Raw genomic sequence first — 24,041 nt, 5'->3', positions numbered from 1 at the left:
CGTCACCGGCCGTGCGCTCCACCGCACGCCCCGCACCCGGCCCACCACCGCAAACACGACGCGGGGGCGCCGGCCACACGGCCGACGCCCCCGTCAATGCGGTCAAGATCACTACACGGTCAGGACCGCCGTCACGCGTACGGCGGGCCGGCCTGCTCCGCGACACCCCCACCGGGGGCGGCGGGTCCGCCCAGCTCCCGCGCGGGGTCCGCGCCCCGGCCCAGCGGCGGGACCGGCGGCTCGGCCAGCGGGCTGGGCACCTCCTTGCGGGCCACCGCCTCCGCCGCGCGCACCGCCTCGGCCACCGCCGGGTCCGGCGCCGTGTCGAACCACTCCGCCACCGACGCGTCGTCCTCCTCCGGGCGCGACGCCGGCGGCTCCTCGGCCGACGGCTCGTAGCGGAACACCCCGTCCTCGCCCGGCGCGCCCAGCATGCGCGCGAAGCCCTCCAGCGCCTTGCCGTAGTCCGACGGCACCAGCCACACCTTGTTCGCGTCGCCCTGCGCCATCTGCGGCAGCGTCTGCAGGTACTGGTAGGCCAGCACCTCCGGCGTCGGCTTGCCCGCCTTGATCGCCGCGAACACCTTCTCGATCGCCTTGGCCTGGCCCTGCGCCTGCAGGTAGCGGGCCGCCCGCTCGCCCTGCGCCCGCAGGATGCGCGACTGCCGCTCCGCCTCCGCCGCGAGGATCGACGCCTGCTTCGCGCCCTCCGCCGAGAGGATCTGCGACTGCTTCTGGCCCTCCGCGGTCTTGATCGACGCCTCCCGCTGGCCCTCGGCGTTGAGGATCATCGCGCGCTTCTCCCGGTCGGCGCGCATCTGCTTCTCCATCGAGTCCTGGATCGAGGGCGGCGGGTCGATCGCCTTGAGCTCCACCCGCGCCACCCGGATGCCCCAGCGGCCGGTCGCCTCGTCGAGCACCCCGCGCAACTGGTTGTTGATCTCGTCGCGGGAGGTCAGCGTCTCCTCCAGGCTCATCCCGCCCACCAGGTTGCGCAGCGTCGTGGTCGCCAACTGCTCCACGCCCACGATGTAGTTCGAGATCTCGTAGACCGCCGCGCGCGGGTCGGTGACCTGGAAGTACACCACCGTGTCGATCGACACGGTCAGGTTGTCCTTGGTGATCACCGGCTGCGGCGGGAAGGACACCACCTGTTCGCGCAGGTCGATGCGCGCCCGCACCCGGTCGAAGAAGGGCACCAGGATGTTCAGGCCCGGCGCCGCGGTCGTGCGGTAGCGGCCCAGCCGCTCGATCACCGCGGCCGTGGCCTGGGGGATCACCAGGACCGCCTTCACCATGACGACGAGCACGAACAACACCAGGACCGCGATGACGATCAACGTCGTGGTCAAGTCTCCAGCCTCCGCTCAGGCCCCGGACAGCACCACCGCGGTCGCGCCCGAGATCTCGACAACAGTCACTTCGACGCCGGGTTCGATCACCTCGCGGTCCAACGACCGCGCCGACCACACCTCGCCGCCGATCCGCACCCTACCGCCATGGCCGTCCACAGTGGACACGACCACGGCGGTGCCGCCCACCAGGGCCTCCACGCCCGACCGGTGGCCCTGGCCCAGCTCCAGGCGCCGCCGGATCGCCGGTCGCGCACCCGCCACCAGGCCCAGCGACACCACGCCGAACACGATCGCGCTGACCACCACGTCCGCGCCCAACGCCGCCGAGCCCGCGGCGCCGAACGCCGCCAGACCCAGCATCACCAGCACGAAGTCGCCCGAGAGGATCTCGGCGGCCACCAGCACGACACCGAGGATCAACCAGATCAGCGCGGCCACACGGCCATTGTCGCACCCGGAGGGGACCCGCCGCCCGGTTTCACGCCACCGGCTCGGTCACGAAATCGATCAGCCGCTCCACCGCGCCGATCAACGGCGTCTCCAGGTCGCGGAAACCCGACACCCCGGCCAGCACCCGCCGCCACCCCTCCCACGGCTCGCCCCAGCCCAGCGCCGCGCACACGCCCTCCTTCCACGGCACCCCGCGCGGCACCACGGGCCACGCCGCGATGCCCACCGCCGCGGGCTTCACCGCCTGCCACACGTCGACGTAGGGGTGGCCCGTGACCAGCACGTGCTCGTCGCGCACCCCCGCCACCAGCCGCGACTCCTTCGACCCCGCCACCAGGTGGTCCACCAGCACCCCCAGCCGCCGGCCCGGACCGGTGCCGAACTCCGCGATCCGCTCCGCCAGCACGTCCACCCCGTCCAACGGCTCCACCACCACGCCCTCCACCCGCAGGTCGTGCCCCCACACCCGCTCCACCAGCTCCGCGTCGTGCAGCCCCTCCACCCAGATGCGGCTGTCGCGCGCCGTGCGGGCCTTCAGCCCCGCCACCCTCACCGACCCCGACGCCGACCGGGCGGGCGCCGCCGGCGCGACGGGCGCGGGCCGGGTCAGCGTCACCGGCCGCCCGTCGAGCAGGAACGCCGCCGGGCGCGGCGGGAACAACCGGCGCCGGCCGGCGCGGTCCTCCAGCACCACCTGCCCGTGCTCGAAGCCCACCACCGCGCCGCAGAACCCCGACGCCGGGTCCTCCACCACCAGGCCGACCTCGGCGGCCACCTCCGGCACCACCCTGCGCTTGCGCCCCGACAGCACGTCCCGGCCGTAATCGTGTGATCGCACGGCCCGCGACGTTACCTCCCGCCCACCCCGCCGACCGGACGACGGCGCGGACGCGGGTCCCGGCGCTCCGGGGTCGGCGCTCCGGGGTCAGCGGTCCAGGCGCAGGACGAACCGCTCCACGTCCCGCCCGCGGCCCGCCGCGAACGACACGTCCTCGCCGACCGCCACGAACCCGCACTTGGCCAGCACCCGCAGCGACCCCACGTTGTCCACCGCCGCCCGCGCGTAGAGCGGACGCGTCGGGTCGCGGTCCAGGTACAGCGCCAGCGCCGCGGTGGCCAGGCCCCGACCCCAGTGCGCCGGATCGATCCAGCACGTCACCTCGGGCCGGCCGGACCGCGCGGACCTCGCCAGGTGGCCCACCACCTCGCCGTCGAAGAGCACCGTGCGCGCCACCACCCGGTCGTCGGCCAGGTCGCGCGCCCACCGCACCAGGAACGCCGCCCGGTCCGACGGGTCGCCGACGGTGAACGCCGCCATGCGCGCCGCGACCGGGTCCCGCTGGTGCTCGAAGAACACCAGCACGTCCTGCGCCGTCACCTCGCGCAGTTCGACGCCGCCCACACGGCCAGTGAACACCCGACACGGCCGGTTGTCAGGAGGGCCGGTCCGGTCAGAACGCGGGCCAGGGGATCGCCGGCCAGTCGTCCGACGGCTCCGGGTACGCCCCCGCCGCCAGCAGCTTCTCCAGCCGCACGGTCAGCGCGCGCACCTCCGCGCGCGTCAGGTGCTCGTGCAGCCGCTCGCCCAGACCGGTGTCCAGGCACTCCCGCAGCCGCCGCAGCGCCGCCACGGCCTCCTCCGGCAGCGGCTCGCCCAGCCAGCCCCACAGCACCGTGCGCAGCTTGTCCTCGACGTGCAGGCAGATGCCGTGGTCCACCCCGTACACCGCGCCGTCGGTGGCGTGCAGCACGTGCCCGCCCTTGCGGTCGGCGTTGTTCACCACCGCGTCGAACGCCGCCATCAGCCGCATCCGCGGGTGGTCGGCGTGCACCAGCACCGCGGGCTCGCCGTAGCGGTCGTGCGCGCGCAGCACCGGCCGCCACCCGGCGCGGACCTCGTCCTCCGCGACGATGTCGACCAGGTCGTCGTCCTCGCGGGTCTCCACCCACAGTTGCACCATGCCCGACCCGAACGGGCCCGGCCGCAGCACCGTGGGCGGCACCAGGTGCAGGCCCGACGCCTGCGACACCAGGTAGGTCGCCACCTCGCGGCCGGCCAGCGTGCCGTCGGGGAAGTCCCACAACGGGCGCTCGCCGCGCACCGGCTTGTAGACGCACTGCGCGCTCACGCCGTCCAGGCTGATCGCGCAGAACAGGGTCGCGTTGGAGGCGTCGACCAACCGGCCCTCGACCTCGATGCGCCCGTGCTCCAGCAGGTCGAGCGCGCCGTCGTCACCAGGTCGCACCCCGGGCTCAGCCCTCGTCCGAGCGCCGGTAGCCGTTCTGCCTCGGGCAGACGTGCCCCTCCGGGTCCAGCGGCTCCGAGCACAGCGGGCACGGCTTGCGGCCCGCCTTCACCACCCGCTCGGCGCGCTCGGCGAACGCCCGCGCCTCACCGGGGCTCAGGAACACCCGGACCGCGTCCGGGCCCTCCTCGGTGTCGTCGAGGACCACCGCCTCGTCGACCTCCTCCTCGGTGATCGCGAGCAGTTCGATGACGACCGCGCGGGACTCGGCGTCCCAGCCCAGCCCCATCGTGCCGACCTTGAACTCCTCCTCGACCGGCACCGACAGGGGTTCGGTGTCCCGGAGGTCGTCGGGCGCCGCCTCGGGGACCTCCGCGCCGAACCGCCGGTGCACCTCCTCCAGCAGCGAGCCGATGCGCTCGGCGAGTACGGCGACCTGTTGCTTCTCCAGCGCCACGCTGACCAGCCGGGCCTCCTCGGAGGCCTGCAGGTAGAACGTGCGCTCGCCAGGCTGCCCGACTGTGCCGGCGACGAACCGGTCGGGCTGGCGGAATACGTGGATGACGCGTGCCATGACAACGACGACCCTAGGCCACGCGGGCAAGATCGGCAGACCCGCCCCGGTGTTCGCGGCCCGCCGGCGCCGGCGGGCCCCGCCGATCACCGCCGGCCGGCCCCGCCGGCGCCCGGATAGGGTCGCCCCCGTGGTGACGATCGCACCGTACGGAACGTGGACATCGCCCATCGGCGCGGCCGACGCCGCCGCGGCCGGAGGGGGACCGCACTGGGTCGACCTGCACCGGGGCGTGCCCTGGTGGGCCGAGGGGCGCCCCGCCGAGGGCGGCCGGGTCGCGCTGGTGCGCGACGGGCACGACCTGCTGCCGCCCCCGTGGAACGTGCGCAACCGCGTCCACGAGTACGGCGGACGCCCCTGGGTGGTGCTCGACACCCCCGACGGGACGCGCGTGGCGTTCACCGACTGGGGCGACCAGCGCATCCACCTGTTCGACCCCGACGACCCGCGGCCCCGGCCGATCACCGCCGAGCCGGAACGCCACCACGGCCTGCGCTACGCCGACCTGACCGCCGGCCCCGACCACACCGAGGTGTGGTGCGTGCGCGAGACCGTCACCGGCGACGCCCGCACCGACGTGCGCCGCGACCTCGTCGCCGTGCCGCTGGACGGCTCCCCGGCGCGCGTGCTCGCCGCCAGCCACCACTTCATGACCGGCCCCCGCGTCTCGCCCGACGGCCGTCGGCTGGCCTGGATCGGCTGGGACCACCCGCGCATGCCGTGGGACGGCTCCGAGCTGTGCGTCGCCGAGATCGGCTCCGACACCCACCGCGTGCTGGCCGGCGGCCCCGACGAGGCCGTGTGCCAGGTCGAGTGGGAGGGCGACGACCTGCTCGTCCTCACCGACCCCGACGGCTGGTGGAACCTGTTCCGCATCGGCCTCGACGGCACCGCCGTCAACCTCGCCCCGTGCCGCGAGGAGCTCGGCGGACCGATGTGGCGGCTGGGCAACCGCTGGTTCGCCGCCATCGACCGCGGCCGCTACGCCGTGCTGCGCTCCGGCGCGCCGGCCGTGCTCGACGAGCGCAGCGGCACGGTCACCGACATCGACGTCGACCTGCCCGTGTGGCACGCACACCTGGCCGTGCACGACGGCGTGCTCGTCAGCAGCGCCGCCGGCCCGCGCACCGAAGCCGCCGTGGTGTCGCTGGACCTGTCCACCGGCGAACTGACCGAGCACACCCGGCCCGGCGCGCCCCTGCCGGCCGAGTACCTGCCCGTGCCCGTCGAGCGCGTGGTCACCGGACCCGGCGGCGACGTGCCCGCCCACATCTACCCGCCGACCAACCCCGACTTCGCCGCGCCCGACGGCGAGGAACCGCCGTACGTCGTGCACGTCCACGGCGGGCCCACCGGCCGCAGCGCGCCCGTCCTCGACGCCGAGATCGCCTACCTCACCAGCCGCGGCATCGGCGTCGTGGCCGTCGACTACGGCGGCTCCACCGGCTACGGCCGCGCGTTCCGCGAACGGCTGCGTGAGCAGTGGGGCGTCGTCGACGTCGCCGACTGCGCCGCCGTCGCCCGGGCCCTCGCCGAGGAGGGCACCGCCGACGGCGACCGGCTCGCCATCCGCGGCGGCAGCGCGGGCGGGTGGACCGCGGCCGCGTCGATGACCACCGTCACGACCTACCGCTGCGCCATGATCGCCTTCCCGATCCTCGACCTGCGGGGCTGGACCGGCGAGGGCGGCGAGACCCACGACTTCGAGTCCCGCTATGTCGAGGGCCTGGTCGGGCCCTGGCCCGCCACCGCCGACCGCTACGCCGAGCGCTCGCCCTCGCACCGGGTCGAGCACCTGGCCGGCCCCGTGCTGCTCCTGCAGGGGCTGGAGGACGAGATCTGCCCGCCCGACCAGGCCGACCGCTTCGCCGCCGCACTCGACGGCACCGGCGTCCCGCACGCCTACCTGACCTTCGAAGGGGAGCAGCACGGCTTCCGCAGGGCCGCGACCATCGTCGCCGCCCTGGAGGCCGAACTGTCCTTCTACGGGCAGGTCCTCGGCTTCACCCCCGCCGACGTGCCCGTCCTGGAGCTGCGCCGGTGAGCGGCCCGCCGCTGTCCCCGACGAGCGGCCCGCCGCTGCTGCGGCCCGGCGACCGCGTCGCCGTCGTCAGCCCCGCCGGCCCCGTCGACCCCGGGCTGCTCGACGCGGGCCTGGCGCTGCTGCGCACGTGGGACCTGGACGCCGAACCCGCCCCGCACGCCCGCGACACCCACCCCGAACTGCCCTACCTGGCCGGGACCGACGCGGACCGCGCCCACGACCTGACCCGGGCCTGGCTGGACCCCGACGTGGCCGGGGTGCTGTGCGCCCGCGGCGGCTACGGCAGCCTGCGCGCGGTCGACCTCGTCGACTGGGCCGCCGTCGGCGCGCACCGCAAGGTGTTCGCCGGCTCCAGCGACATCACCGCCCTGCACACCCGCTTCCACGCCGCCGGCCACGCCACCTGGTTCGGGCCGATGATCGGCACCAGGGCGTTCGTCGAGGACACCGCCGCGCGCGAGCACCTGCGCCGCGCCCTGTTCACCGGCGTCACCGGCTGGCGCGGCACCGGCCGCACACCCGGCACGGCCCGCGGCGCCGCGTTCGGCGGCAACCTCAGCCTGCTCTTCGACACCCCGCCCCCGGCCGGGGCGGTCGTGCTCCTCGAAGACGTCGACGAGGAGCCCTACCGGCTCGACCGCATGCTCACCGGCATGCGGCGCACCGGCTGGTTCGACGACGTCGCGGCGCTCGTGCTCGGCTCCTGGACGGGCTGCGGAAACGCCGCGCCCGTGCTCGCCGACCGCTTCGGCGACCTCGGCGTGCCCGTCGTCGCCGACGTGCCCTTCGGCCACTGCGCAGGCCAGCTCACCCTGCCGCTGGGCGTGTCGGTCGAGGTCGACGGCCACACCGGCGTGGTAACCGTGGTGCCGTGAGGATCCACGCGGCCGACGGCCCGTTCGACGTCCCCCTGTGGGAACCCGCCACCGGCCACGGCCCCGGCCTGGTGCTCGTCCAGGAGATCTTCGGCCTCGACGACCACCTCCGGTCCGTCGCGGCCGGCCTCGCCGCGCTCGGCTACGTCGTCGCCGTGCCCGAGCTGTTCCGGCGCACCGCCCCCGGCTGGGTCGGCGAGCACGACGACGCCGGCGTCGCCGCGGCCGGCTGCGCGAGCGGTGCGGGCGCGCCGGCGTGCTGGGCTTCTGCCTCGGCGGCTCGATCGCCTACGAAGCCGCTGTCGCCGACAGGCCCGACGCGGTCGTGTCGTTCTACGGCTCTGGCGTCCCGGACCGGATCGGCGAGCTGCACCGGGTGACCTGCCCGATCCAGTTCCACTTCGGCGGGCAGGACCCCTACATCCCGGGCACGGCGGTGCAGCGGGTCGTCGACGCCGCCGCCGGCCACCCCGGCGCCGAGGTGCACGTCCAGCAGGACGCGGGCCACGCCTTCCACAACGACGTCGCGCCCCGGTTCCACGACCCGGCGGCCGCGGCCGCCGCCTGGGACCTCACCACCGCGTTCCTCGCCCGCACCCTGCCCACCACCTGACCTGCCCGGACCTCGCGCCCCGGCCGGGGCCGGCGGGCGGTCAGCGGCGCGACCGGCTGTCGCGCAGCACCTGCGTGTCGCGCCGCACCTCCGCGGCCCGGTCGCTGAGCGCCTGGATCTCGCGCGCCAGCTCCGGGTCCTCCACCCGCACCCGCCCCAGCGACTCCACCAGCGGCGCGACCAGGGCGACGACGTCGTCCACCTCCAGCGCCCGCCGCACCACCACGTCCACCCGGCCGACCTGACCGGCCAGGCTGCGCAGTGAGCCCGCGTTCTCCCGCGCCCACCGGCCCACCGCCCGGTCGGCCGCCCGCTTGTCCCGCTCGGCGCGCACCCGGCCCTCCGCCGTGTCGTCCCCCTCCGACGGTCGCAACCGCAGGTAGCGGCGCTCGGCCGCCTGCCGGCTGGCCAACCCGAGCGCCGGCGCCAGCTCCGCCCAGCTGGTGCCCATCGCCCGCGCGGAGGCGATCAGCTGCGGCTCCCACGCGGCCAGCTCCTCGCGCAGCCGCCGCAGCAGGACCAGCGCGGTCAGCACCTGACCGACGCCGACGTCGTCCCCCTCGACCGCGTGCCGGATGTTCTCGTAGTCGCCGCTCGCCATGTGGTCAACCTAATGACGACACGAGGTCTTGTCAACGGGATGACGACGTGGTAGAACGGTGGTGCAGCGCATTGACCAGACCAAACAGGAGGTGTTCCGATGTTGATGCGCACCGACCCGTTCCGGGAGCTGGACCGCCTGGCACAGCAGTTCTTCTCCGGGCCGGGCACGTGGTCGCGGCCGACGTCCATGCCGATGGACGCCTACCGCGCGGGCGACGAGTTCGTCGTCGAGTTCGACCTGCCCGGCGTCCCGGCGGACGCGATCGAGCTGGACGTGGAGCGCAACGTGCTCACGGTCAAGGCCGAGCGCCGCCCGAACCGCCGGACCGACGAGGTCGAGATGCAGGTCTCCGAGCGGCCGCTGGGCGTGTTCTCGCGGCAGTTGTTCCTCGGCGACACCCTCGACGCCGAGCACATCCGCGCCGACTACGACTCCGGTGTGCTCACCCTGCGCATCCCGATCGCGGAGAAGGCCAAGCCGCGCAGGATCGCCATCGGCAACGCCGACACCGGCCGCAAGGAGATCGACGCCTGACCCGGCGGCCGGCACGGCGGACACGCAACGCGGGGGACGTGCCGGGTGTCGTCACCGGCGCCCGGCACGTCCCCCGCGCCGCCTTCGGGCTCCGATCCCGCTCGACGTCGGCCGGGACCGGACCCGGTCGCACCACGGTGGCGCGGACGCTCCCGCACCCGCGATGATCACCGCCATGCGACCGGCGGCCGGACAGGTGCTGCACTTCTCCGAAGACCCGACCATCACCCGCTTCGAACCCCACGTCGCCCGCACCGCGCGCCAACCCGACGCCTACGTGTGGGCCGTCGACCACGACCGCGCCCCCGACTACTGGTTCCCCCGCCAGTGCCCGCGCGCGCTGGTGTGGACCGGGCCCCGCACCAACGCCGAGGACCGGGCCTGGCTGGGCGCCGAACGCGTGCACGTGATCGAGTACGGCTGGCTGGAGCGCCTGCGCACCGCCCGCCTCTACGCCTACCGGTTCGACGCCGCCGCGTTCCGGCCGTTCGGCGACCCGCCCAACGCCCACGTCGCCACCGTGCCCGTCGAACCGCTCGGCGACCCCGAACCGGTCGGCGACCTGCTCGCACTGCACGAGGAGGCCGGCATCGAACTGCGGCTGACCGCCGACCTGTGGCCGTTCTGGCGACGCGCCACGACCGGCACCCTCGGGTTCAGCGGCATCAGGCTGCGCAACGCCGCACCCGACCCCGCCGCACCCCTGACCCCGGCCGGCGGGACCGCCGGGTCAGCGGAAGTCGGCGGCGTGGTCGTGCGCCCACCGCTCGAAGGTCAGCGCCCGCCGCCCCAGGACCTCCTCGACGTCCGGGGACACCCACGTGTTGCCCTCCGGGTACCGCCCCATCTCCAGGAACCACTCCACCACCTGCGGCGGGTACACGTCGCGCCACAGTTCGCGGGCCTGCTCGGGGCTCAGTTCCACGAACCGGACCGGGCGGCCCACCGCCTCGCCGATCAGCCGGACCGCGTCGCGCCGGCGCACCGGCGCCGGACCGGTGGGCCGGTAGGTGCGGCCCTCGTGCCCGTCGGTCAGCAGCGCCCGCACGACGATCGCCGCGATGTCGTCCTCGTGGACCAGGGCGCTGTTCCAGTCCCCGAACGGCGCACGCACGACACCCTCCGCGCGGATCGACGGCGCCCACTCCCGGGTGTTGGCCATGAACTCGCCGGGGAACAGGTGGGTCCACCCGATGCCCGACGACCCGATCGCCCGGTGGAACGCCCGGTGCCAGGACTCCAGCGGGTCGTCGTCGGCGCGGCCCGGGTCGTCGTGACCCAGGTGGGTGAGCCGCCGCACGCCCGCCTCGCGCAGGACGTCGACGATCGCGGAACCGTCGCCCTCCATCGACACCAGGTGGACCCGCTCGACACCGCGCAGCGCCGGGAGCAGGGACGGCGGGTCGGTGAAGTCGCCCGCCACCACCTCCACCCCGGCCGGTAAGCGGGCGGCGGCGGGGTCGCGGGTCAGGGCGCGGACCTCGTGGCCCGCGGCGAGCAGTCGGCGCACCACGGCACCGCCGACGGTCCCGGTCGCCCCGGTGACGAGAATCGGCATGGAAATCCTCCGGACATGGCGAACAAGCCCTGGTGAGGGGCTTGGCGAAGGTGTTCGGACCGTGTGCGGGAAGAATGCCCGCGAAAATGCCGGATTGTCAAACATGAACGCGGTGTTCACGTTTTCCGGAAATGGCGCGGACAACACGGGTTGCCTCCATACCGACCGGTCGGTACCCTCGCGACGTGGACGAACGGCGCATCGACGCGGTGGTGCTGGACTGGGGCGGTGTGCTCACGGTCTCCGTGCCCACCTTCATCGAGGACTGGCTGACCAGCGAGAACATCGACCGGGACCGCTACGGCACCACCGTGCGCGGCTGGATGGGGCGCGACGCCGCCCCCGACAACCCCGTGTTCCGCCTGGAGACCGGCGAACTGACCACGCACGAGTTCGAGGCGCTGCTCGCCGCCGAACTGGTCACCCTCGACGGCCGCGAGGTGGCCTCCACCGGGCTGCTGCGCCGCATGTTCGGCAGCGCCCACCCCGACCCCGCGATGGTCGACCTGGTGCGCGGACTGCGCGCCGACGGCATCACCACCGCGCTGCTGTCCAACAGCTGGGGCGAGGGCTACCCCGAGGACCTGCTGCTGGAGCTGTTCGACACCATCGTGATCAGCGGTCGCGTCGGTCTGCGCAAACCCGACCCGCGCATCTTCGAGCACACCCTCGACCGGCTCGGCCTGCCCGCCCACCGCTGCGTCTTCTTCGACGACGCCCCGGTCAACGTCGAGGGCGCCCGCGCCGTGGGCATGCACGCGCACCGGCACACCGACGCCGAGTCCACGCGCGCCGTGATCGACCAGCTCAGGGGAGCCGCCGCATGACCGAACCACCCACCCCGGATCTGCCCACCCCGGATCTGCCCGGACTCGACCTGCGCCGGCTCGCCGCCCACCTCGGCACCGCCGCGCTGACCGGCGAACTCATCCCCGGCGGCCGGTCCAACCTCACCTACCGGGTCACCGACGGCGCGCACCGCTGGGTGCTGCGCCGCCCGCCGCTCGGGCACGTCCTCGCCACCGCGCACGACATGACCCGCGAGCACCGCGTCATCTCCGCCCTGGCCGGCACCGCGGTGCCCGTGCCCGCCGTCGAGCTGCTGTGCGAGGACACCGACGTCATCGGCGCGCCGTTCTACCTGATGGAAGAGGTGCCCGGCCAGGCCCTGCGCCACCGCGACCAGTGCCCGTGGCTGACCCCGGACAAGGCGCGCGCCCTGTCCGACCGGCTCGTCGACGTGCTGGCCGACCTGCACGCCGTGGACCCCGCCGACGTCGGCCTGACCGACTTCGGCCGCCCCGAGGGCTTCCTCACCCGCCAGGTCACCCGCTGGGGCAAGCAGCTCGACGCCTCCCGCAGCCGCGAGCTGCCCGGCATCGACGAACTGCGCGACCGGCTCGGCGCCACCGTCCCCCGCTCCGCCCGCGCCACGATCGTGCACGGCGACTACCGGCTCGACAACGTGCTCGTCACCGAGGACCCCGTCGACATCAGCGCCGTCCTGGACTGGGAGATGGCCACCCTCGGCGACCCGCTCGCCGACGTCGGCCTGCTGTGCGTGTACTGGAACGGCATCGGTGCCCGCGAGGACGACCCCGTCACCGGCACCGTGCCCACGCTGCCCGGCTTCACCGGCGCCGGGGAGATGGTGCGGCGCTACGCCGAGCGCAGCGGCGCCGACGTCACGGACCTCGACTGGTACACGGCGTTCGCCTACTTCAAGCTCGCCGTGATCCTGGAGGGCATCCACTTCCGCTTCACCCGGGGCAAGACCGTGGGCGCCGGGTTCGACCAGATCGGCCACCTCACCCTGCCATTGGTCAGGCAGGGACTCGCCGCGACCGCAGGAGAGCGCTGATGGACTTCGCCTACGACGCCAGGACCGAGGAACTGCGGGAGAAGCTGCTGCGGTTCATGGACGAGCACGTGTACCCGGCCGAACCCGTCGCCGCGCGCCAGCTCGCCGAGGCCGCCGACCCGTGGGCGCGCCCCGCCGTCCTCGCCGACCTCAAGGCCGAGGCCCGCCGCCAGGGCCTGTGGAACCTGTTCCTGCCCGATACCGAGCACGGCGCCGGCCTGACCAACCTCCAGTACGCGCCGCTGGCCGAGATCACCGGCCGCAGCCCGCACCTGGCCCCGGAGGCGCTCAACTGCGCCGCGCCCGACACCGGGAACATGGAGGTGCTGGCGATGTTCGGCACCGAGGCGCAGAAGAAGCAGTGGCTGCGCCCGCTGCTCGACGGCGAGATCCGCTCCGCGTTCTGCATGACCGAACCCGACGTCGCCTCCTCCGACGCCACCAACATCGCCACCAGCATCGTGCGCGACGGCGACGAGTACGTGGTCAACGGCCGCAAGTGGTGGTCCTCCGGGGCGATGAACCCCGACTGCGCGATCTTCATCGTGATGGGCAAGACCGACCCCGACGCCGAACGGCACCGCCAGCAGGCGATGATCCTCGTCCCGCGCGACACGCCGGGCGTGCGCGTCGAGCGCGGCATGCACGTCTTCGGCTACACCGACGCCTCCCACGGCGGCCACGCCGAGATCGTGTTCGACGACGTCCGCGTGCCCGCCGACAACCTCGTCGCCGGCGAGGGCGAGGGCTTCGCCATCGCCCAGGCCCGCCTCGGCCCCGGCCGCATCCACCACTGCATGCGCCTGATCGGCATCGCCGAACGCGCCCTGGAGCTGATGTGCCGACGCGCGGTGTCGCGCGTCGCCTTCGGCAAGCCCATCGCGCGCCAGGGCGTCGTGCAGGAGTGGATCGCCGAGTCCCGGGTGCGCATCGAGCAGGCCCGGCTGCTGGTGCTCAAGACCGCGTGGCTGATGGACACCGTCGGCAACAAGGGCGCGCACACCGAGATCCAGGCCATCAAGATCGGCACGCCGCTGATGGCCGAGTGGGTCCTCGACAAGGCCATCCAGGCGCACGGCGCGGGCGGCGTGAGCCAGGACTTCCCCCTGGCCGAGCTGTGGGCCTCCGCCCGGACCCTGCGCCTGGCCGACGGCCCCGACGAGGTCCACCGCATGTCGCTGGCCAAGCGGGAACTCAGGAAGTACCTGTAGCACCACCCGGCCGCGCCCCGGCCGGTTCGCGCGGCGCCGCACCCGTCCTCCCGCCGCGCGGACCGGTCAGCCGGGCACCCGGTACGACGGCACGGCGGCCAGCAGGGTGCGCGTGTAGTCGTGCCGCGGCGCGAGCAGTACCTGCTCCACCGTGCCCTGCTCGACGATCTCGCCCCGGTACATCACGGCCACCCGGTCGGCGATGGTCCACGCCAGGCCCAGGTCGTGCGTGATCACCAGGGCGCCCAGGTCCAGGTCGCGGCGCAGGCGCAGCAGCAGGGCCAGGATCTCGCCGCGCACGGAGGCGTCGAGCGAGGCCACCGGCTCGTCGGCGATCAGCAGGCGCGGCCCCAGGGCCAGGGCGCCGGCGATGACGACGCGCTGGCGCTGACCGCCGGAGAGCTGGTGCGGCAGGGACGGGAAGAAGCGCTCCGGTGGGCGCAGCTCGGCTTGGGCGAGGGCCTCGGCCACGCGCTCGCGCTCGTCGCCGGCCACGCCGTGGATGCGCAGCCCTTCGGCGACGGCCTCGTACACCGAGTGCCTCGGGTTCAGGGCGCTGGTCGGGTCCTGGAGCACGAGCTGGACCTGGCGGCGGTAGGCGCGCAGGCCCGAAGCGGAGCGTGGCAGCGGGGCGCCGCCGAACAGGACCCGCCCCGCGGTGGGTTTCCGCAGGCCCAGCAGGGTCCGGGCGAGGGTGGTCTTGCCGGAGCCGGACTGGCCGACCAGCGCCAGGATCTCGCCCCGGCGGACCTCCAGGTCCACGCCCGCCACGGCGGTGGTGCGGCCGTAGTCGACCCGGACGCCCTCGGCGCGCAGCAGCACCTCGCCCGCGGTGCCGTCGCCGGCGTGGCGCGAGGCCGGGTCGCCCACGGTGGGGAAGGCGGCGGCCAGGGCGCGGGTGTGCGGGTGGGTGGGGTGGTGGATGACCTCGCGCGCGGGGCCCTCCTCGACCACCTCGCCGTCCCGCATCACCGCCAGCCGGTCGCACGTCGAGGCCAGCACGGACAGGTCGTGGCTGATCATGACCAGTCCGATGCCGCGTTCGGCGACCAGCCGCTTGAGCACGTCGAGGACCTGTGCCTGCACCACCACGTCGAGCGCGGTGGTGGGTTCGTCGGCCACGACCAGCCTCGGCCGGCACGCGAGCGCCATCGCGATCATCACCCGCTGCTTCTGCCCGCCCGACAGCTCGTGCGGGTAGGCGCGGGCTGCCCGCGCGGGCAGCTCCACCTGGTCGAGCAGGTCCCGCACGGAGCCCTCCACGCCGTGCAGCCGCATCGGCTCGGCGATCTGGTCCCCGACGCGGTGCACCGGGTTGAGCGCGTGCATCGCGCCCTGGAACACCACCGAGGCCGCCGCCCACCGCACCGCGCGCAGCCGGCCCCACGACATGGTCCGCACGTCCTCGCCGTCGAGCAGCACCCGGCCCTCGACGCGGGCGTCGCGCGGCAGCAGCCGCAGCACCGACATGGCCACGGTGGACTTGCCGCAGCCCGACTCGCCGGCCAGCCCCAGCGTCTCGCCCGCCGCGAGCGACAGGTTCACCGACCGCACCGCCGCGACGTCGCCGCCGTCCGCGCCGCGGTAGTGCACGCTCAGGTCCCGCAGCTCCAGCAGGCTCACCGCTCCCCCTTCAACCGCGGGTTGAGCACGGTCTCCAGCGCCCGCCCGACCAGCGTGAACGCCAGCACCACGCACACCACGCCCAGGCCGGGCGGGATCAGGAACCACCAGGCGCGCTGAGACACCGCGCCGTGCATGTTCGCCGCGTGCAGCATCGACCCCCACGACACGCGCGTGGGGTCGCCCAGCCCCAGGAACGACAGCGTCGACTCCGCCACGATCGCGCTGGCCACGGTCAGCGTGGTGTTGACGAACACCAGCGGCAGCACGGCGGGCAGCACGTGCCGGCCCACGACGTGCGCGTGGCCGCCGCCCAGGGCGCGGGCGCGTTCGATGAACGGCCGCGCCTCCACCGCCAGGGTCTGCGCGCGCACCAGCCGCGCGGTCCCCGGCCACGACGTCACGCCGATGGCCAGCACGATCGTGGCCAGGCCGCGCGGCAGCACGGTGGACAGGGCGATGGCCAGCACCAGCGAGGGCAGCACCAGGAAGAAGTCGGTGAACCGCATCAGCAGCGCCGACACCCAGCCGCCGAAGTGCGCCGCGGCGATGCCGACGACGGTGCCGATGAGCACCGAAAGCACGGTCGCGGCCAGGCCCACGACCAGCGAGATGCGGGTGCCCCACCAGGTCAGCAGCAGCACCGAGCGGCCGTTGTGGTCGGTGCCCAGCCAGTGCCCGGTCGACGGCGGCTCCCACGGCGCGGCCGTCACCCGCGTCACGTCCAGCCCGGCGGTGTCGGTCACCAGCGGCGCGAGCAGCGCCAGCACCGCGATCACGCCGAGCCCGACCAGGCCGGCCACGCCGCCGCGCTGGGCGGCGAACTCGCGCCACGTCGCCCGGGCCGCGGCCCGGCGGCGCTGCCACGCGATCGTCGTCATGCCGCACGCACCCGCGGGTCCAGGACCCGGTAGGCCAGATCGGCCAGCACGTTCATGAAGATCACCGCTCCCGCCAGCACCACGAACGTGCCCTGCAGCAGCGGCAGGTCCGGTCCGGTCAGCGCCTCGTAGGTCAGCAGCCCCAGCCCCGGCCAGGAGAACACGGTCTCCACCGTGATCGCCCCCGACACCACCAGGCCCAGGTGCAGGAACACCAGGGTCACGGTCGGCAGCAGCGCGTTGGGCACCGCGTGGCGGCGGCGCACCAGGTCGTCGCGCAGCCCCTTCGCGCGCGCGGTCGTGAGGTAGTCGGCGTGCATCTCCTCCAACAGCGAGGACCGCATGACCAGCAGGTACTGCGCGTAGACCACGGCGATCATGGTCAGGCACGGCAGCACCAGGTGGTGGGCGACGTCCACCGACTGCGACAGGAAGTCCGGCGGCGTGTCGGGGTAGCGCATGCCGCCGGAGGGGAACAGGTCGCCGGTGGCCATCGACAGCAGCATGCCCAGCCAGAACGTCGGCATCGCCCACTGCGTCAGCGCCACGCCGGTGGACACCCGGTCGAACCGCGACCCGCGCCGCCACGCGCCCCGGATGCCCAGCCACAGCCCGAGCGCCACCGCCAGCAGGGTCGCGGTGCCCACCAGCAGCAGCGTCGGCCACAGCCGTTCGCCGATCAGCTCCAGCACCGGGCGGCTGTAGACGTAGGAGGTGCCCAGGTCGCCGCGCAGCACGCCGGCGACGTAGTCGACGAACTGCTCGCGCAGCGGCTTGTCCACGCCCAGCCGGGCGCGCAGCTCGGCGATCTGCTCGGCGCCCACCGGCCGGCCCCGCGTCATGGTCACCACCGGGTCGCCGGGGATCACCCGGAACAGCAGGAACCCGAGGACGACCACGAGCACGAGGCTGACCAGGGCGCCCCCGAGCTTGCCCGCGAGGTACCGGGTCACTCGCGGTCCCCGGCGCCCTGCCTGCGCCGCCGCGACACCAGGAACACCGCACCCACCAGCACCACCAGCGCGCCGCCGACCACGGCGAGGACCTGCCCGGTGTTCGAGGTGCCCCCGGAGGACGCCGAGTCGGTGGGCGTGGCGCCGTAGTAGCCCCACACCCCGTTCTGGGCCATGATCACGCCGCCGGGGTCGGGCTGCACGGGGAACGAGGCGAACTTGTCGCTGCGGTACGCCTCCAGGGCGTTGTCGTAGCCGAGGATGATCGCCGGGACCTGGTCGTGGAAGCGCTGCTGCATCCGCTTGACGATGTCCTGCCGCGTGGCCGGGTCGAACTCGCTGCGCTGCCGGGCGTAGAGGGCGTCGTACTCGGCATCGCAGAAGAACGTGTCGGTGGTGCCGCCCTTGCCGTCGGCGTTGGGGCGCTGGGCGCAGGTGTGCAGCGACAGGATGTAGTCGGGGTCCGGGTTGGTGCCCCAGCCGGAGAAGACCAGGTCGAACGTGCCCGCGGTACTGGCCTCGTTGAGCTGGTTGTCGGAGACGATCTGCACGTCGACGGGGATGCCGAGGTCGGCCAGGGAGCGCTTGACGAACTCGGCGGTCTGCTCGTCGTAGGCGCGGCTGGCGTGGCCGAGCAGCCGCAGCGACAACGGCCGGCCGTCGGGGCCCACGCGGGTGCCGTCGGCGCCGCGGGCGTACCCGGCGGCGTCGAGGTCGGCGTTGGCCCCGGCCGGGTCGTACGCGCGGGCCCGCGCGGGCTCGGCCAGGTGGTAGGAGGCGAACACCGGGGGGATGAGGCCGGTGCCGCGCTGGGCGTAGCCGCCGTTGACGCGCTCGATGATGGAGTCGAGGTCGATGGCCTTGGCGATCGCGCGGCGCACCACGACGTCCTTGAGCGCGGGGTGCCCGTCGCCGATGGGGGTGCCGTCGCGGGTCGCGGCACCGGAGTTGATCACGATCTCGTTGAAGCGGCGGCCCTGCGCCTTGTTGAGGGTGATGCCCTCCTTGTCCTTGAGGGAGTCGAACTGGGCAGGCCCCATCCGGTTGACCAGGTCGACCTCGCCCTTGGCCAGGGCCTGGGCGGCGGCGTCGACGGTCTTGTAGTAGCTGAACGTCAGCTCGTCGTACTTGGGCGCGCCGCGCCAGTAGTCCTTGTTCGCCGCGAACCGGATGAACTCGTTCGCCCGGTACTCGGTGAGGACGAACGGGCCGCTGCCCACCACCGGCGTCCGGTCGTTGCGGTACTCGCCGATGTCGGCGACCTGCGACCACACGTGCTCGGGCACGATCGGCACGTCCAGCGCGAGCATCGTGGCCTGCGGCTGCTTCGTCCTGATCACCAGGGTCTCGTCGTCGGTCGCGGTGACCGACTCGAAGTCGGCGGTGAAGCTGCCGTTGGCGGTGGCGGCGGCCTCGTCGTCCATCATCAGGTTGTAGGTGAACGCCGCGTCACGGGCGGTGATGGGCTTGCCGTCGGACCACTTCTTGCCCGCGGGGATGGTGAAGGTCCAGGTCAGGCGGTCCTCGGAGGACGACCACTCCTTGGCCAGGCCCTCCACGGGACGCTGGTCGACGGCGTCGTAGGCGGTCAGGTAGTCGTACATGAGCCGGCCGACCTCGGTGCCCGCCTGGAAGATCGACAGGAACGGGTTGAGGGAATCCACCTGCTGGGTGATGGCCACCCGCAGCGTCACGCCCTGCTGGGCTTGTGCCCGGTCGACCGGCACCGGTATGGGTGACAGGACCAGCACGCCCGCCATCGCCGCCATCGCCCCGAGCCGTCGTACGCGCACCGTGACCGCCTCCGCCCCTAGTGGAAGTCAAGAAGTAACCATTGGGACAAGGTCTGCGTCAAGAACCGACGACCGCCGGTTACCGTGGTGACATGCGGATCATGATCTCGGCGGACATGGAGGGGGCGACGGGGGTCACCTGGACCGCCGACGTCGTCCCGCAGACCGAGCAGTGGCAGCGCTTCCGGCGCCTGTTCACCGGCGACGTCAACGCCTGCGTCGCCGGCGCGTTCACCGGCGGCGCAACCGACGTGCTCGTCAACGAGGCGCACTCGTCGCAACGCAACCTCCTGCTGGAGGACCTCGACCCGCGCGCCCGGATGCTCACCGGGCGCCACAAACCCCTGTCGATGATGCAGGGCATCGACTCCGGGGTCGACGGCGTCGTCTTCCTGGGCTACCACGCCGGAGCGGGCCGGGAGGGCGTGCTGGCCCACACCTACCTGGAGAACTCGATCACCGGCGTGTGGCTCGACGGCGTCCCGGCGAGCGAAGGGCTGCTCAACGCCGCGCTCGCCGCCGAGCACGGCGTGCCCGTGCTGCTGGTCACCGGCGACGACCGGGCCTGCGAGGACGCCCACGCCTACGCCCCCGACGCCGAACTGGTCGCGGTGAAGGAGTGCGTGAGCCGCTACGCCGCCGTGTGCCTGCCGCCCGCGGTGACCGCCGAGCGCATCGCCGCGGCCGCCGCGACCGCCCTGCGCCGCGCCGGCCGGACCGACCCCCGACCCGGCCCGCACCGCGTCGAAGTGGAGTTCGACGCCACCCACCTGGCCGCCGCGGCGGCCGTGGTGCCTACGGTGGAGCTGATCGACGCCCGCCGGGTAGCGTTCGACGCCGCCTCCATGACCCTGGCGATGCAGGCGTTCAAGGTCGTCACGGCGATCGCGGCGGGGGCGGTGGAAGGGATATATGGCTGAGGACGTCGTGGACCTGTGCGCGGCCCTGCTGCGCATCGACACCACCAACCACGGCCGGGGCGAGTCGGCCGGCGAGCGCGAGGCCGCCGAGTTCGTCGCCGCGCACCTGGAGGCCGCGGGCGTGCCCGCGACCCTGCTCGAACCCGCGCCGCGCCGCACCAACGTGCTGGCCCGCGTGCCCGGCACCGAGCCCGACCTGCCCGCGGTGCTCGTGCAGGCCCACCTCGACGTGGTGCCCGCAGACCCCGCGGAGTGGAGCGTGCCGCCGTTCGCCGGGATCGAGCGCGACGGCTACCTGTGGGGGCGCGGCGCCGTCGACATGAAGGACATGGTCGCCATGGTCCTCTCCGTCGTCGGCACCTGGGCCCGAGAGGGCCGCGCGCCCCGCCGCGACGTCGTGCTGGCGTTCGTCGCCGACGAGGAGGACACCGGCGCGTACGGCGCGCACTGGCTCGTCGACCACCACGCCGGGCACTTCGCCGGGTGCGCCGCCGCGATCAGCGAGTCCGGCGGCTTCTCCCACCACACCTTCGACAAGCGCATCTACCCCATCGGCACCGCCGAGCGCGGCACCTCGCACCTCCGGCTGACCGCCACCGGTCGCGCCGGGCACGGCTCGCGCCGCAACGAGGACAACGCCGTGCTCAAGCTCGTCAACGCCCTGGGCCGCCTCGCCGCGCTGCGCCACCCCGTGCGGCTCACCCCGGCCGTGCGGGCGTTCATCGAGCAGGTCGGCGCCGCGCTCGGGGTGCCGGTGGACCTCGACGACGTCGACGCCACCATCGCCCGCTTCGGGCCCGCCGCGAAGCTGGTGGAGAACACCGTCCGCAACAGCACCACCCCGACCGTCCTGGACGCCGGCTACAAGGTCAACGTCATCCCCGGCAGCGCCTCCGCCGAGGTCGACGTGCGCACCCTGCCCGGCACCGTGGACGAGCTGCTCGCCGCCGTGGACGACGCGCTGGGGCCCGACGTGCGGCGCGAGTTCCTCCAGCACCAGCCGCCCGTGCAGGCCCCGGTCGACTCGCCGTGGTTCGACGCGATGGCCGACGCGCTGCGCGCCGAGGACCCCGAGGCCGTCGTGGTGCCCTACTGCCTGGGCGGCGGCACCGACGCCAAGGCGTTCAGCAGGCTGGGCATCGACTGCTACGGGTTCGCGCCGCTCTACCTGCCCGAGGGCTTCGACTACCGGTCGGTGACCCACGGCGTGGACGAGCGCGTGCCCGTGGAGGGGCTGCGGTTCGGCGCGCGGGTGCTGGACCGGTTCCTGTCGTCCTGACCGCCCGGTCGCCGTCGGTGCCGTGTGGTCCACTGTGCGCGGACCGACCGGACCCGGAGGAGACGCCGTGGGTGTGCCGACCGACTACTTCCACGCGCCCGACGCGGCGACGGTGGCACGCGCCGTGGACGCCGCCGACGGCTACCCGGTCGTGGGCGGCGCGTGCCCCGCGTTCGTCGGGGTCGAGGCCAAGGGCATCGACCCCGACGTCCTCCTCGGGCAGCTCGTCGCCGCGATCGCGGGCGGACCGTGGCGGCCGGGGCTCGTCGCGCAGTCGATCGTGTGGCCGACCACCCGGCCACCGGGGCCGCAGGGCCCCGAGGACGACGACGACCCGTGGGCGACCGGGCCCTGGGTGGTGGAACTCGACACCGCCACGCGCGACGCCCTGGCCGGCGCGGACCCGGCCGACGCACCCCGGCTGGCCGCGGAGTGGGCGTGCGCCGAGGAGTTCGGCGACGGCACGCGCGGCGAGGACCTGACGCCGCTGGTCGCCGAGCTGCTCGACCTGGCCCGGCGCGCCCGGGACCGCGGGGAACGGCTCTACTGCTGGTCGAGCCTCTAGGGCGCGATGCGCAGCCGGCGGATCGCGCCGTCGTCGAAGTCCTCGAACCGGAACCGCAGGCCCGCCACGGGGCTGCCGGGGAAGTCGCCGCTGATCGTGGCCGTGACGACCAGGCCCTCGGCGGTCCGCTCGGCGTCGGTGACCTCGTGGCGCACCGGCGGGACCCCGGCGCGCCACGCGCGGATCGCGGCGCGCCCGCGATGCGTCCGCCCCTCGTCGTGGACCTCCGCGTCGGGGGCGAACAGGGCGGAGTGCTCGTCGTGGTCGGGTCGGGCCGCCGACTCGAAGTAGCGGCGGACGACGTCGGGGAGGGCGTGCACGTCGGGTCCTCTCGGTGGTGCGGGTCGGGTGGTGCGGGTCAGATGGTGCGGACGGTGCCGCCGTCGACGCGGTGCTCGGCGCCGGTGATGGCCGAGGCCCGGTCCGAGACGAGGAACGCCACGAGTTCGGCGACCTCCTCGGGCCGGGCCGGGCGGCCCATCGGGATGCCGCCCAGCGAGTCCATGACCTCGCCCAGCGCCTCGTCCTCGGTGATCCCGCGACCGCGGGCGATGCGGGAGACCATCGCCTCGGCCGCCGTCGTGCGGATGAAGCCCGGCGCGACCGCGTTGACCCGCACGCCGTGCGGCGCGACCTCGGTGGCCAGGCCCTTGCTGTAGGTGGTCAGCGCCGCCTTCGCCGCGGCGTAGCCCAGCGTCGCCTCGGGCAGCGGCATCTGGCGCTGGATGGACGTCACGTGCACCACCGCGCCCCGGCCGCGGGCGACCATGCCCGGCACCAGGGCGCGGTCCAGGCGCACCGCGCCGAGCAGGTTGAGGTCCAGCTCGGCCGCCCAGTGCTCGTCGGTGAGCGCGGCGAACCCGCCCGCCGGCGCGCTGGAGCCGCCCACGACGTGCACCAGGACGTCGACCTCGCCGACCGCCTCGGCGACCCGTGCCGCGCCCTCGGCCGTGGCGGTGTCGGCCCGGACGAACCGCGTGCCCGTCGCCGGCGCGGCGGGTGCGTGCCGGGTGGTGGCGGTCACCCGGGCGCCGAGTTCGACCAACCGTGCCGCGACTGCCGCGCCCGTGCCCTTCGTGCCGCCCGTGACCAGGGCGTGCCTGCCTGCCAGTTCCACCGCGCTCCCCTGTTACTGCTAGAATAGAAGTAAGTAACTTCGACATTAGCACCCACTGGGGTGCGGAGGTGACGCGGTGGGGAGCAAGGTGCGCTTGGAGGACCGCGAGTGCCCGCTGTCGACGGCCCTGGGCTACGTCGGCGAGTGGTGGACCCTGCTGCTCCTGCACGACGCGTTCGACGGCTACACGCGCTTCGACCAGTTCCAGCACAACCTCGGCATCTCCACCAGCATGCTCACCGCCCGGCTGCGCGACCTGGTCGACAAGGGACTGCTGGAGAAGCGCCCCTACCAGCAGCGACCCGTGCGGCACGAGTACGTGCTCACCGAACTGGGCCGGTCGCTGCGACCCGTCCTGGTCGCGCTGGCCGCCTGGGGCAACTCCCGGCTCGCGCCGGAGGAGCGCAGCATGGTGCTCGTCGACGCCGAGACCCGCCGCGAGGTCGAACCCGTGCTGGTCGACGAGGCCACCGGACGGCGCGTGGACGGCGACGGGTTCGTCTTCACCGCGGGCCCCGCCGCCGGACCCGCGTTCCGCGAGCGCTACGCGTAGGGGTCGGTGATCTCGCGCAACCGGGTCAGCGCGTCGCGCAGCGCCGCCATCCGCCGCTGCCCCAGGTGCGCGGTCCACTCGCGCTCGACCTGGGCGACCGCCGCCCGACCCACCGGCACCGCCCGCGCGCCGCGCTCGGCCACCCGGATCAACCGCGCCCGGGCGTCGGTCGGGTCGGGCGTGCGCTCCACGTAGCCGGCCCGCTCCAGCTGGTCCACCAGGAACCCGGCCGTCTGCTTCGTGACGTGGGCGGCCACGGCCAGCTCGGTCAACCGCGACCCGTTGCGGCGGATCAGCTGGAACACCCGCGCCTGCGCGGGCGTCACGTCGTCGAACCCGGCCTCCGCCAGCGCGGCGAACACCCGGTTCTCCAGCTCCCGGTGCGGTGAGTACAACAGGGAGACGAGGTCGTCGTGCACATCACTCCTCGCG

At 74.2% G+C, this 24,041-nt stretch carries 27 protein-coding genes and 1 pseudogene; 13 read left to right on the top strand and 15 right to left on the bottom strand.

What is annotated here, in order from left to right; all coding sequences use genetic code 11:
- Positions 1-131 precede the first annotated feature (131 nt).
- From J2S66_RS10920 to J2S66_RS10895, 6 genes are all read right to left on the bottom strand, one after another.
- Positions 132-1,298 (bottom strand): SPFH domain-containing protein, encoded by a 1,167-nt coding sequence (locus J2S66_RS10920; protein ID WP_310314748.1) that lies wholly within the window; start codon positions 1,296-1,298, stop codon positions 132-134.
- A 69-nt stretch (positions 1,299-1,367) separates the two neighbouring features.
- Positions 1,368-1,793, bottom strand: coding sequence for an NfeD family protein (locus J2S66_RS10915; RefSeq protein WP_310306811.1), 426 nt, complete (start codon positions 1,791-1,793; stop codon positions 1,368-1,370).
- Positions 1,794-1,833: 40 nt separating this feature from the next.
- Complete coding sequence (locus J2S66_RS10910; RefSeq protein WP_310306810.1) at positions 1,834-2,643, bottom strand: DUF3097 domain-containing protein; 810 nt, start codon at positions 2,641-2,643, stop codon at positions 1,834-1,836.
- Between the two features lie 87 nt (positions 2,644-2,730).
- Positions 2,731-3,207, bottom strand: coding sequence for a GNAT family N-acetyltransferase (locus tag J2S66_RS10905; RefSeq protein WP_310306809.1), 477 nt, complete (start codon positions 3,205-3,207; stop codon positions 2,731-2,733).
- Positions 3,208-3,256: 49 nt separating this feature from the next.
- Positions 3,257-4,051 carry an Rv2133c family protein gene (locus J2S66_RS10900; RefSeq protein WP_310306808.1) on the bottom strand — a complete coding sequence of 265 codons (795 nt, stop codon included), beginning with the start codon at positions 4,049-4,051 and terminating at the stop codon, positions 3,257-3,259.
- 7 nt (positions 4,052-4,058) lie between these two features.
- Positions 4,059-4,625 carry an Rv2134c family protein gene (locus J2S66_RS10895; protein ID WP_310306807.1) on the bottom strand — a complete coding sequence of 189 codons (567 nt, stop codon included), beginning with the start codon at positions 4,623-4,625 and terminating at the stop codon, positions 4,059-4,061.
- A 130-nt stretch (positions 4,626-4,755) separates the two neighbouring features.
- On the opposite strand from J2S66_RS10895, the gene J2S66_RS10890 reads away from it, so the two are divergent.
- Genes J2S66_RS10890 through J2S66_RS10875 form a run of 4 tightly spaced genes read left to right on the top strand, consistent with a single transcriptional unit; the run spans position 4,756 to position 8,157 of the window.
- Positions 4,756-6,669 (top strand): dipeptidyl-peptidase 5, encoded by a 1,914-nt coding sequence (locus tag J2S66_RS10890; protein ID WP_310306806.1) that lies wholly within the window; start codon positions 4,756-4,758, stop codon positions 6,667-6,669.
- Positions 6,666-7,544: a S66 peptidase family protein gene (locus tag J2S66_RS10885; RefSeq protein WP_310306805.1), complete on the top strand. Its 879-nt coding sequence runs from the start codon at positions 6,666-6,668 to the stop codon at positions 7,542-7,544. The genes J2S66_RS10890 and J2S66_RS10885 overlap by 4 nt, the downstream gene beginning before the upstream one ends.
- Positions 7,541-7,924 (top strand): dienelactone hydrolase family protein, encoded by a 384-nt coding sequence (locus tag J2S66_RS10880; RefSeq protein WP_310306804.1) that lies wholly within the window; start codon positions 7,541-7,543, stop codon positions 7,922-7,924. The genes J2S66_RS10885 and J2S66_RS10880 overlap by 4 nt, the downstream gene beginning before the upstream one ends.
- Positions 7,828-8,157 carry a dienelactone hydrolase family protein gene (locus J2S66_RS10875; protein WP_310314745.1) on the top strand — a complete coding sequence of 110 codons (330 nt, stop codon included), beginning with the start codon at positions 7,828-7,830 and terminating at the stop codon, positions 8,155-8,157. Before J2S66_RS10880 ends, J2S66_RS10875 begins: the two co-directional genes overlap by 97 nt.
- 40 nt (positions 8,158-8,197) lie before the next feature.
- Here J2S66_RS10875 and J2S66_RS10870 read toward each other — a convergent pair whose 3' ends face one another.
- The gene (locus J2S66_RS10870; RefSeq protein WP_310306803.1) at positions 8,198-8,758 is read right to left on the bottom strand and encodes an HSP18 transcriptional regulator; all 561 of its coding nucleotides are present in this window, start codon (positions 8,756-8,758) and stop codon (positions 8,198-8,200) included.
- Between the two features lie 99 nt (positions 8,759-8,857).
- Between J2S66_RS10870 and J2S66_RS10865 the strand changes: the two genes are divergently transcribed.
- The gene (locus tag J2S66_RS10865; RefSeq protein WP_310306802.1) at positions 8,858-9,295 is read left to right on the top strand and encodes an Hsp20/alpha crystallin family protein; all 438 of its coding nucleotides are present in this window, start codon (positions 8,858-8,860) and stop codon (positions 9,293-9,295) included.
- Positions 9,296-9,458: 163 nt separating this feature from the next.
- Positions 9,459-9,965, top strand: a pseudogene (locus J2S66_RS37135) (DUF6886 family protein); the annotation flags it as partial.
- A 60-nt stretch (positions 9,966-10,025) separates the two neighbouring features.
- On the opposite strand, the gene J2S66_RS10860 reads toward J2S66_RS37135, so the two are convergent.
- Complete coding sequence (locus J2S66_RS10860; protein ID WP_310306801.1) at positions 10,026-10,853, bottom strand: NmrA family NAD(P)-binding protein; 828 nt, start codon at positions 10,851-10,853, stop codon at positions 10,026-10,028.
- 185 nt (positions 10,854-11,038) lie between these two features.
- Between J2S66_RS10860 and J2S66_RS10855 the strand changes: the two genes are divergently transcribed.
- From J2S66_RS10855 to J2S66_RS10845, 3 genes are read left to right on the top strand one after another with little or no spacing between them, the layout of a single operon-like run.
- Positions 11,039-11,680, top strand: a complete 642-nt coding sequence (locus tag J2S66_RS10855) for an HAD family hydrolase (RefSeq protein WP_310306800.1) — start codon at positions 11,039-11,041, stop codon at positions 11,678-11,680.
- The gene (locus tag J2S66_RS10850; protein WP_310306799.1) at positions 11,677-12,714 is read left to right on the top strand and encodes a phosphotransferase family protein; all 1,038 of its coding nucleotides are present in this window, start codon (positions 11,677-11,679) and stop codon (positions 12,712-12,714) included. The genes J2S66_RS10855 and J2S66_RS10850 overlap by 4 nt, the downstream gene beginning before the upstream one ends.
- Positions 12,714-13,925: an acyl-CoA dehydrogenase family protein gene (locus J2S66_RS10845; RefSeq protein ID WP_310306798.1), complete on the top strand. Its 1,212-nt coding sequence runs from the start codon at positions 12,714-12,716 to the stop codon at positions 13,923-13,925. The genes J2S66_RS10850 and J2S66_RS10845 overlap by 1 nt, the downstream gene beginning before the upstream one ends.
- A gap of 66 nt (positions 13,926-13,991) precedes the next feature.
- Here J2S66_RS10845 and nikE read toward each other — a convergent pair whose 3' ends face one another.
- The 4 genes from nikE to J2S66_RS10825 are packed head-to-tail and all read right to left on the bottom strand — an operon-like array spanning position 13,992 to position 19,151.
- Positions 13,992-15,548, bottom strand: coding sequence for a nickel ABC transporter ATP-binding protein NikE (gene nikE / locus J2S66_RS10840; protein WP_310306797.1), 1,557 nt, complete (start codon positions 15,546-15,548; stop codon positions 13,992-13,994).
- Complete coding sequence (locus J2S66_RS10835; protein ID WP_310306796.1) at positions 15,545-16,429, bottom strand: ABC transporter permease; 885 nt, start codon at positions 16,427-16,429, stop codon at positions 15,545-15,547. The genes nikE and J2S66_RS10835 overlap by 4 nt, the downstream gene beginning before the upstream one ends.
- On the bottom strand, positions 16,426-17,382 hold the full coding sequence (locus J2S66_RS10830; protein ID WP_310306795.1) for an ABC transporter permease: 957 nt from the start codon (positions 17,380-17,382) through the stop codon (positions 16,426-16,428). The genes J2S66_RS10835 and J2S66_RS10830 overlap by 4 nt, the downstream gene beginning before the upstream one ends.
- The gene (locus tag J2S66_RS10825; RefSeq protein ID WP_374726193.1) at positions 17,379-19,151 is read right to left on the bottom strand and encodes an ABC transporter substrate-binding protein; all 1,773 of its coding nucleotides are present in this window, start codon (positions 19,149-19,151) and stop codon (positions 17,379-17,381) included. Before J2S66_RS10825 ends, J2S66_RS10830 begins: the two co-directional genes overlap by 4 nt.
- Positions 19,152-19,267: 116 nt before the next feature.
- Here J2S66_RS10825 and J2S66_RS10820 point away from each other — a divergent pair, with 116 nt between their 5' ends.
- The 3 genes from J2S66_RS10820 to J2S66_RS10810 all read left to right on the top strand — a co-directional run bounded on the left by J2S66_RS10820 (position 19,268) and on the right by J2S66_RS10810 (position 21,939).
- A complete protein-coding gene (locus J2S66_RS10820) occupies positions 19,268-20,095 on the top strand; it encodes a M55 family metallopeptidase (protein ID WP_310306793.1) in 828 nt (275 codons plus the stop codon).
- A complete protein-coding gene (locus J2S66_RS10815; RefSeq protein ID WP_310306792.1) occupies positions 20,088-21,374 on the top strand; it encodes a M20/M25/M40 family metallo-hydrolase in 1,287 nt (428 codons plus the stop codon). The genes J2S66_RS10820 and J2S66_RS10815 overlap by 8 nt, the downstream gene beginning before the upstream one ends.
- A 67-nt stretch (positions 21,375-21,441) precedes the next feature.
- Positions 21,442-21,939 (top strand): hypothetical protein, encoded by a 498-nt coding sequence (locus J2S66_RS10810; RefSeq protein ID WP_310306791.1) that lies wholly within the window; start codon positions 21,442-21,444, stop codon positions 21,937-21,939.
- Here the strand turns inward: J2S66_RS10810 and J2S66_RS10805 are convergent.
- Positions 21,936-22,259, bottom strand: coding sequence for a nuclear transport factor 2 family protein (locus J2S66_RS10805; protein ID WP_310306790.1), 324 nt, complete (start codon positions 22,257-22,259; stop codon positions 21,936-21,938). The two genes, J2S66_RS10810 and J2S66_RS10805, sit on opposite strands and share 4 nt — an antisense overlap.
- 38 nt (positions 22,260-22,297) lie before the next feature.
- On the bottom strand, positions 22,298-23,056 hold the full coding sequence (locus tag J2S66_RS10800) for an SDR family oxidoreductase (protein WP_310306789.1): 759 nt from the start codon (positions 23,054-23,056) through the stop codon (positions 22,298-22,300).
- Positions 23,057-23,132: 76 nt separating this feature from the next.
- On the opposite strand from J2S66_RS10800, the gene J2S66_RS10795 reads away from it, so the two are divergent.
- Entirely contained in the window at positions 23,133-23,609 is a 477-nt protein-coding gene (locus tag J2S66_RS10795; protein ID WP_306750478.1) for a winged helix-turn-helix transcriptional regulator, read from the top strand.
- Here J2S66_RS10795 and J2S66_RS10790 read toward each other — a convergent pair.
- Entirely contained in the window at positions 23,600-24,028 is a 429-nt protein-coding gene (locus J2S66_RS10790) for a MarR family winged helix-turn-helix transcriptional regulator (RefSeq protein WP_310306788.1), read from the bottom strand. The genes J2S66_RS10795 and J2S66_RS10790 overlap by 10 nt on opposite strands.
- Positions 24,029-24,041 lie beyond the last annotated feature (13 nt).

Origin of the sequence: Saccharothrix longispora (genome assembly GCF_031455225.1) — a bacterium.
GTDB classification, from domain to species: domain Bacteria; phylum Actinomycetota; class Actinomycetes; order Mycobacteriales; family Pseudonocardiaceae; genus Actinosynnema; species Actinosynnema longispora.
Note: the sequence above shows the minus strand (reverse complement) of the source record. Positions and strands in the feature narration are given on the sequence as shown.